Origin of the sequence: Bacillus sp. THAF10, assembly GCF_009363695.1 — a bacterium.
In the GTDB taxonomy this organism is placed as follows: domain Bacteria; phylum Bacillota; class Bacilli; order Bacillales; family Bacillaceae_I; genus Sutcliffiella_A.
The window spans coordinates 3,509,291-3,522,440 of sequence record NZ_CP045403.1; the positions used below are offsets into that span (position 1 = coordinate 3,509,291).

General features: G+C 38.0%; 12 protein-coding genes. 1 reads left to right on the forward strand and 11 read right to left on the reverse strand.

Annotated elements, in window-relative coordinates:
• Positions 1–9: 9 nt before the first annotated feature.
• From FIU87_RS18135 to FIU87_RS18165, 7 genes are all read right to left on the reverse strand, one after another.
• Complete coding sequence (locus FIU87_RS18135) at positions 10–1,068, reverse strand: glycosyltransferase family 4 protein (RefSeq protein WP_152445871.1); 1,059 nt, start codon at positions 1,066–1,068, stop codon at positions 10–12.
• Positions 1,069–1,302: 234 nt separating this feature from the next.
• Positions 1,303–2,067, reverse strand: coding sequence for a glycosyltransferase family 2 protein (locus FIU87_RS18140; protein WP_152445872.1), 765 nt, complete (start codon positions 2,065–2,067; stop codon positions 1,303–1,305).
• A 163-nt stretch (positions 2,068–2,230) separates the two neighbouring features.
• A complete protein-coding gene (locus FIU87_RS18145) occupies positions 2,231–4,285 on the reverse strand; it encodes a S8 family serine peptidase (protein ID WP_152445873.1) in 2,055 nt (684 codons plus the stop codon).
• Positions 4,286–4,321: 36 nt separating this feature from the next.
• On the reverse strand, positions 4,322–4,822 hold the full coding sequence (locus FIU87_RS18150) for a hypothetical protein (protein WP_152445874.1): 501 nt from the start codon (positions 4,820–4,822) through the stop codon (positions 4,322–4,324).
• A 75-nt stretch (positions 4,823–4,897) separates the two neighbouring features.
• Positions 4,898–6,208: a UDP-glucose dehydrogenase family protein gene (locus FIU87_RS18155; protein ID WP_253905458.1), complete on the reverse strand. Its 1,311-nt coding sequence runs from the start codon at positions 6,206–6,208 to the stop codon at positions 4,898–4,900.
• Positions 6,209–6,236: 28 nt separating this feature from the next.
• Positions 6,237–7,127 carry a UTP--glucose-1-phosphate uridylyltransferase GalU gene (gene galU / locus FIU87_RS18160; RefSeq protein ID WP_152445876.1) on the reverse strand — a complete coding sequence of 297 codons (891 nt, stop codon included), beginning with the start codon at positions 7,125–7,127 and terminating at the stop codon, positions 6,237–6,239.
• A gap of 12 nt (positions 7,128–7,139) precedes the next feature.
• A complete protein-coding gene (locus FIU87_RS18165) occupies positions 7,140–8,444 on the reverse strand; it encodes an O-antigen ligase family protein (protein ID WP_216647501.1) in 1,305 nt (434 codons plus the stop codon).
• A 285-nt stretch (positions 8,445–8,729) separates the two neighbouring features.
• Here FIU87_RS18165 and FIU87_RS18170 point away from each other — a divergent pair, with 285 nt between their 5' ends.
• Entirely contained in the window at positions 8,730–9,104 is a 375-nt protein-coding gene (locus tag FIU87_RS18170; protein ID WP_152445878.1) for a hypothetical protein, read from the forward strand.
• A gap of 22 nt (positions 9,105–9,126) precedes the next feature.
• On the opposite strand, the gene FIU87_RS18175 is transcribed toward FIU87_RS18170, so the two are convergent.
• Genes FIU87_RS18175 through FIU87_RS18190 form a run of 4 tightly spaced genes read right to left on the reverse strand, consistent with a single transcriptional unit; the run spans position 9,127 to position 13,138 of the window.
• Entirely contained in the window at positions 9,127–9,924 is a 798-nt protein-coding gene (locus FIU87_RS18175; RefSeq protein ID WP_152445879.1) for a glycosyltransferase family 2 protein, read from the reverse strand.
• A 44-nt stretch (positions 9,925–9,968) separates the two neighbouring features.
• Positions 9,969–10,886 (reverse strand): glycosyltransferase family A protein, encoded by a 918-nt coding sequence (locus FIU87_RS18180; RefSeq protein ID WP_152445880.1) that lies wholly within the window; start codon positions 10,884–10,886, stop codon positions 9,969–9,971.
• A gap of 12 nt (positions 10,887–10,898) precedes the next feature.
• Entirely contained in the window at positions 10,899–12,032 is a 1,134-nt protein-coding gene (locus tag FIU87_RS18185; protein ID WP_152445881.1) for a glycosyltransferase, read from the reverse strand.
• Complete coding sequence (locus tag FIU87_RS18190; RefSeq protein ID WP_152445882.1) at positions 12,029–13,138, reverse strand: glycosyltransferase; 1,110 nt, start codon at positions 13,136–13,138, stop codon at positions 12,029–12,031. The genes FIU87_RS18185 and FIU87_RS18190 overlap by 4 nt, the downstream gene beginning before the upstream one ends.
• Positions 13,139–13,150 lie beyond the last annotated feature (12 nt).

A 13,150-nucleotide genomic window follows, 5' to 3' on the forward strand; every position in this document is an offset into this window, starting at 1 on the left:
TTTAATGAGTTATTGACGGCCAAATACTTTTCGGTAAAATTTCATAAACGGTTTGTTTTCCTTAAATATTCCTACAAGCTCTGCAATGAATTGAATCAGGATGATGAGCAACAAGGTGATTAGAATCGTACCCCAAATGGTAGCTGAGGTTAAGAAAATTGCACATGCTGCAAAGATAATACCAAATCCATATATCACTAAAACCGTGTTTTTGTGAGACAATCCTGATGCTAAAAGCCTGTGGTGCAAGTGGCTTTTATCTGGTGCGGAAATCGGCTGTTTGTTTAAAACCCTGCGAATGATCGCAAAAGCTGTGTCAAAAACTGGAACACCTAGGATGATAATCGGAATGACAAAACTGAATAACGTTACACTTTTGTACAATCCTAATAGGGAAAGCACAGAGATACAATATCCTAAAAACAATGCACCAGTATCTCCCATAAAGATCTTCGCTGGATGGAAGTTGTAGAAAAGAAAACCAATCGTACTACCTAAAATGATGATGGAAAGGGTTAAGATAAGTTCTTTTCCGCCCATACCTGCAATGACAGCAATTGTTCCAATCGCGATGGTAGAGATTCCAGCTGCCAACCCATCAAGGCCATCAATCAAGTTAATGGCATTGGTGATGCCAACAATCCAAAGAATGGTGATTGGGATGGAAAGGTAGCCTAAGTCAATTCGTTCCACAATAAATGGAATCGTGATGAAATCAATTTTAAGGCCTGTATAAACGATAATACCTGCTGCTGCTATTTGTCCGAAAAGCTTTGTTCTTGCTTTTAATTCATATTTATCATCAAAAATACCGATTAGGACGATGATAAGTGCCCCAATGGTAATCCCGGTGATTCGTTGATCATAAAGTCCAACAAAGATATAACCTACAACCACACCGATGAAAATGGCGAGTCCGCCTAATCGAGGCATAATCTTTTGGTGAACCTTCCGAATGTTCGGTTTATCTGTTGCACCAATAAAGTGTGCAAATTTTATAACCAATGGCGTAATAACGAGGACGGTGATGAATGACACTAAAAATGCGAGTACTAACTGAAAATCCATTGTCGTCACCTAATTTCTTGTTCTTATTTTTAGCATTTCATTTAATGAAAGTAATCATGTCTAGTTTAATTATCCAATTGCTTGTTTAGCACCCTTAGTCATTTTATCAAATAAGTACCCAGATGAAAATACAAATTATCTAACCTTAACACAAGCATAATATAACTGAAATAGGGTTTTTACGCTAAATTAACAAAGATTGTCGACTCGTGTCAAATCCTCACATTTTTCGTGTTATGCTCTTTTTTTAACCCCATTGTAGGCATAATTTACAAAGCACCATGCTGCCTTGAAAAAACTCAGTCTCTCTATTTGACGATATACATACCAATTTCGTTTCGCAGTTTTAAATTTATTACTGGAAATTGACCCTTGAACATAACGATATTTTGCTAAAGGCTCCTGAATGCCATAGGCAATATAGCCTTTTTTCAAGATGGAAAGCCAAAAAGCAAAATCCTGTCTTGTTCGGATAAGAGGCATCTTCATTTTTCCGATTTTTTCTATATTTAACATGACCGTTAAACAACCGATAATCGTATTTCTCAGATAGCCTTCATAATCGATTTTTTCTGGAACATCGACCACCTTATCTAAATCGTTACCTTGTTCATCAATGATGAGATACTTTGTGAACGAAAATGCCACATCGTGCTCTTCCATAAAAGCAACCTGTTTTTCTAATTTGGTAGGCACCCATAAATCATCACTATCCAAAAAGGCGACATACTTTCCTTTAGCTGCATCTATTGCGGTATTTCTGGCAACAGCAGCCCCACTGTTTTGATCAAGCTGTATGATGCGAATTCGAGCATCTTTTTCTTTATACTGATTGATGATTGCATAACTATTATCAGTGGATTGGTCATCGACAAGAATTAACTCCCAGTTTTCGTATGTTTGGCTTAAAATCGATTCGATACAGCTTGCAATATGCATTTCGGCATTATATACAGGTGTAACGATGGAAACTAAAGGAGTTTTTGCAGTTTCTTTCATGATTTTATTTCCTCCTACAAAAATGAGCAATGATACTATTTAGCGTTACCTAACCTTATATTTATAATTCTGCAGTAAATTGTCAAAAATGACAAGAATATTCAAAATGGCTATCGAATTTACACGATAGCCATTTTTTCTACAAAACTACGATTCTTACATACTAATTGGCATAAAGAATTTTGTCAATTTTCCATATCACTTCTGATTCAATTGCCTTTCTTCCGCCAAGTATTTGATATGATTCGGACTGATGTTGCTGTAAATAGGCTTTTGTAGCATCGTCTAACCCATTGCGCTTAATTAACAACAGATTTTTATGCTCTTTTGCAGCAAGCAATCCACCAGCAAGGGCATCTTTAAAATCTGACCCCGTTGCAAAATAATAACCATTCTTTTCGGATGGGAAGAAAGTTGCAACTGCAATATTTGTTTTATAACGGTTGGTGCCAGAGATTCGAATGGCATTCAAGCTTTTTTCGAGATTCGTGCTTATTACTTCTGTACCACCAATAAGGTATTTTTTGGAAAATTTCTTACTGCTAATAAATTCCTTTGACGAGGTTGGGATCCAATTGTTCTCTACAAATAAAATCGGTATTTCTCTATTAGCAGCCACAACCGAAGCAGACAAGGCATCAGGAAAGCTTTTGCCATTTACAATCAAAACTTCCCCATTTTTTGTATTTAAAAACTTGCCAATTTCTGCAGCTGTGTCATATCTTGTTTTCCCTGAAATTCTTATGCTTTCTAGTCCATTTTCTTTGAGCTTCTTTTCTATCTGGGAGCTGATGGCCTGCTCTCCTCCAACTAATAAAACTTTGTTCACTCCAAGTTTTTTCATGGATTGAATAGAGGATGATGGAAGGTAATTTTTTTCCGTTAGGTAGATCGGACTATCTAATTTATAGGCTAACGGGGCAACAGCAAGACTGTCAGCAAATTGCTGGCTACTAGCTAAGATTGCAAAGCTGCCTGTCCATTTTCTTGTACCATTAGACAGGGTCGATTCTTCGACATTGCTCCAACCCTGCTCTGCAATTTTCACAGCCGTCTCCAAGGAGTTTGCACCATAAATTCTGCTTTTATTATGATAATAGTCAAGAGAACTCGCTACATCGACTGATCCATATTGAACAGGAAACACGTCTTGATTTACACTAGATTGCTCAATAATTTCTATGATTTGCTCAGAAGTTAACGATTTGTCGATTCCCTTGAGAAGCGCTGCATGGGATGCTACCATCGGTGCTGCCATGCTGGTTCCATCCATCCATGCATACCCTTCAAGGGTAGAACTTTTGTTTGTTGGGTACGTACTAATAACATTAGAGCCAACTGCCACTACTGAAACAGACTCGCCAAAGTTGGAAAAACTTGCAAGAGCACCAGAAGCCGTGCTTGCTCCAACAGAGAGTACTCCTGGAAAACCTGCTGGGTATTCGACCGTTTCACTTGTCTTGTTTCCAGCAGCTGCTACTACTAAAACTCCTTTACTCAAAGCCTGTTGAATAGCATCCTGTACCGCCTGGCTTTTTGGACCTGCTATGCTGATGTTAATAATCTCTGCACCGTTACTAACGGCATACTCTATTCCCTTTGCGATGTCAGAAGCATATGCACCGTGCTGATCTCCAACTTTTATAGGCATCATGCGTACATTTTGTGCAATGGAAGCAATGCCAATACCATTATTTGTTTTCGCTCCTACAATTCCTGCTACATGTGTTCCGTGACCAAGTTCGTCATGTGGCAAGCTCCCAGGAGCAAGTACGTTGTATGGCTTGAAAATCGTATCTTTTAAATCTGGGTGTGTATGATCTATTCCTGAATCCAACACAGCCACCGTTACTTGATCAGTAGGTGTATAGCCTGTCCAAGCCTGCTGTATGTTCATTGATTCAAACGATTGTTCTTGGTAATGAAAATGTGGATCGTTCACCTTTGTATAGTGATACCGATAGTCTTCTTCCACATATTCCACTTCTTTACTTTTTTCATACTGTTTTTTTATCTTTGACAAATCTTTACGGTAAACGTTCTTTACCTCGAAGTCTTCGCCATGATTTGCAAAGGTATGCTGTTTTTCTTTATTTTTATGTTTGATTATTACCCTAACATTTTCCCCGATTTGTGATGCGTTTACATTTTCGTGATGTGTGAATAGGGCAAGAAATATTAGCAGTACCGAAAGCAGAATTCCTGCACATTTTCTCATTCTCTTTTCTCCCTTTATCCCCTTTTATGTGGCCTCTTATATGAACTGCATGTCTTTAATAATCCAGCCGTTTCCGTTTCTTTCTACGATCACAGATACCTCAATGTTAGACCGAGAATCAACCCAGCGGACAAGCACTTCTTTTTCATTTATTGGAATATACTCAGGTTCTTCTTCTATATCTGAGTCCAGTGTAGTGAATTGCTCTACAAATGATTGTAACTCAGGTTCATCGCCAGACCAGTAATCAACAAACTCTGATAGCATAGGTTCTGCAAAATAGTTAGACAGATAGTCCTCAAGCTCTTTGCGTGTCATCAAATCTGGGTCTGGTTGATCGTCGTCCATTGTAAGATTGTGGAACTTGAATTTCGCTATTTCAATATAGGACATGATATTTCTCTTCTGTCCTGGACTAATGTCTAATTCTTCTTCTACTTCTCTGTTGTACAGTACTTCTTCACTATTTAAAAAGAAAAAGCCTGACACAAAAATGACGCTTAATATAATGAACAAGATGGATTTCCAACGCCTCATCTCCAGCACACCTCATTACCCTTTTATATAATGACCAAAAGATGTGCATAAAACATGCACATCTCCCTGTTATCCTTAATTACCTTTTACTGTTTTTCTCCCGATGGATGAATAATAAAAACCAAGTTCTTCCATTAAATCAAGAGTAAACATATTTCTACCGTCAATGATGATCGGTTGTTTGAGCTTGCCTTTTAACGCATGTAAATCCATGTCCTTAAATTCCTTCCAATCCGTAAGGACGATGGCTGCATCTGCATCCTGAACAGCTTGCTCATAGCTATCGACTGTTTGTAGATTGGGAATTTCTTTATGAGCATTTTTACTTGCCACAGGATCATAGGCAATAACGTTGGCTCCCTCTTCTTGAAGCTTTGGAATAATATCAAGAGAAGGTGCTGCTCGCATGTCGTCTGTGTTTGGTTTAAATGCAAGACCTAAGACGGCAAGCTTCTTCTCCTTAATATCTCCTCCAAAGGCTTCTTTAACTTTATCGTAGATGCGGAATCTCTGGTTAGCATTCACGTTCTCTACATCTTTCACGATTCGAAGGTTATAGCCTGCTTTTTCTGCAATGCTAATGAGCGCATTCGTATCTTTAGGAAAGCAAGAACCACCATAACCAATTCCAGCGGCAAGAAATGCTTTTCCAATACGATTGTCATAGCCCATGCCTTCTGCCACTTTTGTGACGTCAGCGCCTACTAATTCGCATATATTGGCAATTTCATTAATAAAGCTGATTTTGGTTGCCAAGAATGCATTTGCGGCATATTTAATCATTTCAGCAGTTTCGATATCAGAAACTACGATGTTTGTTTGGAATGGCTCATGAAGCTTTGTTAACACATCTTTTGCCTTTTCACTCTCGACGCCAATGACAGCACGTTCCATATTCATTGTGTCATAAATGGCAGAGCCTTCTCTTAGAAACTCAGGATTGGAAGCTACATCAAAGTTGCTATGTCCTGCTTCCTTCTCAATAATACCTTTTATCCATTTACCTGTTCCAACAGGCACCGTGCTCTTCGTTACGATGACCTTGTAGTCAGTCAGGTGTTTACCAATGGAGGTAGCAACTGCTTCCACAAAGCGAAGATCTGCGTCGCCATTCTCCTTTGGCGGCGTTCCAACAGCAATGATAATGATGTCAGCATCCTCCATCGCTTCTTCTAATTCCGTTGTGAAAAACAGCTGTTTCTTATTAATATTTTTTAGAACTAGCTCTTCCAAACCCGGCTCATAAATGGGAATGATTCCTTTTTTTAAGTTATTGATTTTGTTTTCATCAATATCCACACATGTTACTTTGTTGCCAATGTCACTAAAACATACACCGGAAACTAGGCCAACATATCCTGTTCCAATAACACAAATATTCATCATAATCCCTCGCTCGCTATTCTTTAGGCTGTTATTCTTGGTTGTCTAATTTCCCGACTAAATCCTTAAGCAGGTTAATAACAGGACCTCTCAGGTCATCTCTCATTAAAGCAAACTCAATTTGAGCCTGGATAAATCCATATTTATTACCAATATCATACCTTGTTCCTTTGAAATGATAGCCATAAACATCTTGGGTTTTTGTTAGCTCCTGTAGTGCGTCTGTTAGCTGAATTTCATTGCCTCTTCCTGGTTTAATGGTTTCAAGAATATCAATGATTTCAGGTGTTAACACATAGCGCCCCATAATTGCCAAGTTGGATGGAGCGTCCTCAATTGCAGGTTTTTCAACAAGAGCGTTTACTTTAAAGGAATCTTTTCCGCTTTCACTCTTATTGTACGCAATCACTCCGTAGCTGGATAAATCCTTCTCCGGAACCTCTTGAACTCCAATGACAGATGCATTCTTCGATTCGAACTCATTGATTAATTGCTTAAGGCAAGGCTCGTTTTGGGAAACGACAATATCGTCCCCTAACATTACAGCAAACGGCTCATTCCCAATAAATTTTCGTGCACACCATATAGCGTGACCTAAGCCTTTTGGTTCTTTTTGTCTGATGTAATGGATATCCGCCATATCGGAAATGTTTTTAATTTCTGTTAATTGGTCAAACTTTTTCTTAGCTGATAAGGATTCTTCTAGCTCTAAGGAACGGTCAAAATGATCTTCGATTGCACGCTTGCCTCGTCCCGTTACAATCAGAATTTCCTCAATACCAGACTGAATAGCTTCCTCGATAATATATTGTATCGTTGGTCTGTCAACAATCGGTAGCATTTCTTTTGGTTGGGCTTTTGTTGCTGGTAAGAATCTTGTGCCTAATCCAGCCGCTGGAATAATTGCCTTTTTCACTTTCATTCCCAAACACCTCTATTCCAATTTTTTTAACGTTAATGAACGCATGCCTTTCTCTCTTTTCCCTAGTTCGACAAAAATAAAGATAATGATAACAATTGCCCAGAATCTCGGAGATACAAAGTCAGATCGATACATCGATGTAATCGTAAGATGAATCCATAAAATTAGCGAATATAGGAAATACTTATGCTCATTTCTTACCTTGAACAATCGATATGCTACAAACAAGAACATGAGCATAATGGCTAGCGAGCCAAATATCCCGTGTTCAAATAACAAATCAATAAATATATTATTCGATGTCACGCTAAGTGGTCCCTGATGATGTAAAAATTTCGTTTGCGCTAAGAACCAGTAGCTTCCTGGACCGAAGCCAAATACACTGTTCACCCAAGAGAAATCAAATAACCAGAACAACGGCATCACTAGCATATACAATCTGCTGTGTCGATGTATATCAAACAAAGTGTCAAAGCGACCAGTGATTGGCTCTAACATTCTTAATACAAAGTCCCACTGGACGACCATAAAAATAGCGATTGGTATAAGCAACAACAGGGTGATTTTTAGAATTTTTTTCTTATTTTCAACCTTTGTTGTTAAAAAGATCACCATAAGTGCGCCTATGAGTAACGCCAAATTAGCATAACCACTTACAGAGAAGGAGAAAATTAATACAAACAAACATGGGATAAAGATCAGGATGAAATACCTCATTTTGCTCGCATAAATCATTAATCCTATTATCATGGCATCAATTAGGTAAGGAACTAAATAACTAGGCTCATCCGTAATCGATGTTAATCTGAAATTAAAGAGTACATTGGATTCTACACTGTGAACAAAGGATCTAGTATTCAAATCAACCATCGGATACCCAAACATAAAGTGAAGGAATTGCCAGATTCCGATAGCTGTTATTAACATTACACCATACAAGTACCATTTCGAAATGGATAGTAATGTTTCTTTACTTAAAATTGACATAAATTTAAAGAAAAAATAAAATACCATTAAAAATAATGTGAGATTAATGATTCTATTTGGCATCGCCTGTGTCATGTAGTCCACATAATGAACAGACAGCATGACCGTTAAATTAAAGAATGCAGCAAATATCGCTACAATTCCAGGTATGTAAATTGCACTTAAATATACTTTTTGTTCAATTCCTAATGGGTGCAGTTGCTTTCTTTCTTTAAAATGGACAAGGAACAAAAGGAACAATACACCTGCGGTTAAAAAAGTCACGAAAACAGAAGTTGGAAGTACTGGTGTCAGCTTTTGATACACCCCATAAACTGAGTAAGGTGCCAATAACATGAATAATCCCATAATGAGGAGAATTATCTTTTCCTTATGCTGCCTCAAGGCTGTAATTAGAGAACCCATTTAATCATACCAATCCTTTACTTTTCTTTTTAAACTTTTTTCTACTCACCTAATTAGATATAATAGCACATGTATTCCTAACACTTAAATAGTTTGCCCATATTACTATAACTCATTTGATTTATGGGAAAAAAACTATATAATATGGAAAGAATATTATGTATCCGGACAAATAGTGCGGCTAAAAAATACTACTTGTGGGGGAAAAACATGAAGTTGAAATTAATCTGTCTGTTAGCAATGATCACCATACTAGTAACCGCATGTGGAAATCAAGTCTTAGTTGTCCGCACACCACTTGAAGGAGATCATTATATTAGAAGTAATATGGAGTCTCTTAATTGGCAGCATTTTTCTGATATGATTGCAAGTGATAGTGACATAAAAGAAGAAGATTTCCAAAAGCTAAAAACAACCTTAGAAGTTAACAAAAAAACCAGTTACATTATGGTTTCTAATGAGTTATATCGATTTAACACGGATGGAAAAATGGTCTATTACACCGATTGGAAAGAAGAAAACGGTGTTTATAAATTAGAAGAGCTTGGTTTTCCGAACTATGATGCATCTGGAAATATGGAGTAGAAAACAGCCGAAAGGCCGTTTTCTACTTTTTTTTGTATTTGAACATTTCCTTTATTGAGTCAATATAAAAAGGGAAAGGTCTTTCGAGATGACGGTATTTTTTCAGAAACAAAAATGTCAGCATCGCAAAACCGATAGGAGTATTAAAGATCCTTTTAAACAATGGTCCCTTACTTAAAAACGCTTTATAGTTTAACCTTGTATCCATGCTTGGTTTCCCATGATACACCACGATTTTAGGGACATAGCTAATTTCATACCCTTCCTTATACATCATATGAAGGAAGATGTTCTCTTCTCCACTTGGATAGGTAGCGCCAAGACCAAAATCTTCATCAAAAACCACCTTTTCTTTATCCACGACATTTAGGTTTAAGAAGATTTCGATGGAAGATTTTCTAAATAAATCTTGAAAGCGCAAGGAAGCCTGTTCTCCTGATGGATAGTCCTTATAATATTCTTTTTTATCTGGGTCATATATTTGGTAGCAGACAATGCCTGCTGAATGAGTTTGAAAAAAGTTACTCACTTCTTGAAAAGCGTTAGGCTCGTACCAGCAATCATCATCGGAAAAGGTGACAATTTGACCATTCGTGTACCCTATTCCCTCGTTCCTCGAATAAGACAAGCCTTTTCGTGTTAAAGAGACATGATGTTTTCGAAAAGTAAATTTATTTAACAAAGACTCCACTTTATCATGGTTATCTTGTGATACGACAATCGCTTCGAAATCTTTATATGTTTGATTTTCGAGACTTTGAAATAGTCGTTCTAGCTCTATTTCTCTCGTTCCTAGTGTAGGAATTACAACACTAATCATTTATATCGCCCTCACCATTCTTTATTAAATCCTAAAATCCCGATTTATTTTCGATAACCAGGTTGGAAAACTGTAAGCAGTGCAAGAACGGACGGCGGTAAGAGTAACGCCATCGCCTTTATGTTTGGATAATAATAAAAACTTTTTAATGAATACTTTAGTGAGTAAGCATAGCTCGTCCGATGCACAGCTTTGGATAAATGCAAAAACCTTGATGACTTAAACTTTTTTTGTAAGGATTCATCCTTATGTCCTAAAACATCCGAGTATTTATGAAACAAGTAGCTCAATGCTCGGTGATGATTCTCACTTTTTCCACTTATTTGATTGGTGGCGTTTTTACTAATTGTATACCTTACATTAAACTCATTGTCATGTGACACCCTAGTGAGCTCACAGCACCGTATCCACAGATCATAATCCTGCATGGCAGGCAAATTAACATCAAATCCTCCTGCCTTAAGGAAGATTTCTTTTTTTACCGCCACAGAAGATGTTGTACCAATATAGTTATCTTCAAATATTTTCGGATATAAATTCCCCTTTACGGTGGCCGGAATTTTTCTAATCACTTTCTTACGGTTGGTATTATACACAACCAGTTTCCCCGAATACACTAATCCAACGTCATCGTGCAGCTCAAAAAGCTTCTTTTGACTTTGTATTTTTTTCTTCTCCCACGTATCATCATCGTCCAAGAACATCAAGATAGTACCGGATGCTTTGTCAGCACCGAGGTTTCTTGCAAAGCATGCCCCTTTACTGTTAGGAACTTTCATGTATTGGAAAGCAAAGTGATTTGTTTTATAACTAGACAGAAACTTCTCCGTTTCCTCATTTTCACCATCCATCACAACAATAACTTCATCCGGCTTTTCTACTTGCTCCTCTATACTCTGTAAGGCTTGAAGCAAAAGATGCGGCCTGTTATGCGTAGGGATGATGACAGAAATATTGTTCATAAACCTATCACCTTAACCCTTCATTTCTCCTACTCTCTCCATAATAACAGTTTCATATTTATCTACAACAAACTTATTTTCCATCTGATTTAAATGTCTGGAAAGTGCCTCACCTTCCACTAATTGCTTCTTGTTCAAATGGGATTGTATTGCTTCAGCCATTTCATTAGAATCCCCTACTTTAACGAGCGTTCCAAATTCTCCAGCATTTAGAATTTCCGCAGGGCCACATTCACAATCTGTCGAAACTACGGGAGTATTTACGTATAATGCTTCTACTAGAACATTACCAAAGCCCTCCCATTTAGAGCTCAGAACAAACAGGTCGGCACGATGGATGAAGGCATATGGATTATCTACAAAGCCATGGATGTCAATTGCATGGTCCATTTTTTCCGTTGAAATGATAGACTCCATTTCATCCTTAATTTTTTTCTTTCCATCTCCCAAAATGATTAGCCTTGCCTGCGGAGCAGAAGTTAGCACTTTTTTAAAAGCGTGCAGCAGCATGGGATAGTCCTTTGCTTCAAATAGTCTCCCAGCAGACACTATCGTAAATAAGCTTTTATCTTCTAACCATGGATGCTTTACTGGTTCGTTAGCCAACTCTTTTATCTTCTCGTCTATCACAGGATTATAGATAACGTTCACTTTTTCCCTTTGTAAACCTAAGAAACTTGCAGCGTTTTTTGCCACGCATTCTGATACCGCAACATAGCCATCTGCCTTCTTAAACAATCTTCTCATCACGCTTGGATAAAGATAGTGTAGCTTTGTCCGAGGATGTTGATAAGATTGCTTTAAATTAGTATGAAACGTAATGATATGCTTCGTTCGTACCTTCGACATCCTCATGGCGATACTTGCAACAATATTGGCATTATCTAATCCAGAAACGAAGATATCAGGCTGCTCGGAATGAAGATAGTGGCGAAGTTTAAAGATACTATAAAAGGTCTTACTCGCCCCTAAATCGACCAGATTCACCCTTGGAGATACCCGTCCGATGAGAGCCCCTTCCCGTTTAACCAAAACAAGGTCCACTCTATGGCCTTTTTCTGCTAAACCATTCGCGATAGTGATGACCACTTTTTCTGCCCCACCATAGGTTAACACTGGAATAAACAAGGAAATATGCATGCTCATTCTTTACCTTTGTCTAAAATCAAGCGTTCATAGCTGTCAGCACTATTTTTGATCGTGAAAAATAACGAGCGTTCTAGTAACTTCTCTTTAGGTAGAGGGTTTTCTAACGTCTCTTTGATCGCTTTGGACAGTCCAATATAGTCCCCCACTCTTACTAATGTTCCATACTTTCCTCTATCTAAAATTTCACCCGGACCGCTTGGGCAATCTGTTGAAACAACGGGCGTCCCTACTGCAAGTGCTTCTGCTACTACGTTACCAAACCCCTCATAGGCGGAAGATAATACAAACAGATCTGCTTTTTTCATAAATGGATAAGGATTGGATTGGAAACCGATGAAATCTACAACATCCTGCAATTTATATTCCTCTACTAACGACTCTAAATGACTTCTTTCCGGTCCGTCACCCACCAGCATCAGCCTCGCCTTCTTACTATCCTGCAGGACACGAAATGCATTCAATAAAGTTGGATAATCCTTCGCTTTGTCAAACCGCCCTACTGTAACAACAACAGGAACCTCTTCATGGAACCAAGGGTGTTCCACTTCTTCCTCTGCTTTAGCGAGAAGCCCTTCTGTAACAACCGGATTATAAACAACATGAATTTTCTTTCTATCTATTCCTGTAATTTTGTAAAGGTCATCTGCCACACCTTTAGAAACACCCACCACATGATCTGCAAAACGATAAAAGTGCTTTACTAATTTAGCAACAACCTTGAAATTACGGGAGTTTAGTACCTCCAATTGTCTGCTTATGTTCACCCTTGTACTGACAATGAGATTTGTTTTAGATCTCGCCAGTAGCTTGGCAAAGATAACAGTTAAGTTGATATAATCCTTTGCTGAAATAAACGCGTCGGGTTTTTGTTCAGACATATATTTACGGATGTCTGGAATACAAGATATCAGCCTAGGCTTCTTCAAATCAATTAAATTCACACCTGCTGGAACAAGGTCTTTGTATTCACCTTCCGCCTCAGCAACTAACAAGTCTACTTCATAACCACGATGGACAAACTCCTCTGACAGATTTAGGGTCATTCTCTCAACCCCACCGCCACGGAGATTAGCTAAAATAAAGGCAATTCTCATTTTCTCCATGTAATATCCCTC

Bases quoted from the DNA above. Each gene is read 5' to 3' on its own strand.
- FIU87_RS18135 (WP_152445871.1), bottom strand. From the start codon at position 1,068: ATGGATTTTCAGTTAGTACTCGCATTTTTAGTGTCATTCATCACCGTC.
- FIU87_RS18140 (WP_152445872.1), bottom strand. From the start codon at position 2,067: ATGAAAGAAACTGCAAAAACTCCTTTAGTTTCCATCGTTACACCTGTA.
- FIU87_RS18145 (WP_152445873.1), bottom strand. From the start codon at position 4,285: ATGAGAAAATGTGCAGGAATTCTGCTTTCGGTACTGCTAATATTTCTT.
- FIU87_RS18150 (WP_152445874.1), bottom strand. From the start codon at position 4,822: ATGAGGCGTTGGAAATCCATCTTGTTCATTATATTAAGCGTCATTTTT.
- FIU87_RS18155 (WP_253905458.1), bottom strand. From the start codon at position 6,208: ATGATGAATATTTGTGTTATTGGAACAGGATATGTTGGCCTAGTTTCC.
- galU (WP_152445876.1), bottom strand. From the start codon at position 7,127: ATGAAAGTGAAAAAGGCAATTATTCCAGCGGCTGGATTAGGCACAAGA.
- FIU87_RS18170 (WP_152445878.1), top strand. From the start codon at position 8,730: ATGAAGTTGAAATTAATCTGTCTGTTAGCAATGATCACCATACTAGTA.
- FIU87_RS18175 (WP_152445879.1), bottom strand. From the start codon at position 9,924: ATGATTAGTGTTGTAATTCCTACACTAGGAACGAGAGAAATAGAGCTA.
- FIU87_RS18180 (WP_152445880.1), bottom strand. From the start codon at position 10,886: ATGAACAATATTTCTGTCATCATCCCTACGCATAACAGGCCGCATCTT.
- FIU87_RS18185 (WP_152445881.1), bottom strand. From the start codon at position 12,032: ATGAGCATGCATATTTCCTTGTTTATTCCAGTGTTAACCTATGGTGGG.
- FIU87_RS18190 (WP_152445882.1), bottom strand. From the start codon at position 13,138: ATGGAGAAAATGAGAATTGCCTTTATTTTAGCTAATCTCCGTGGCGGT.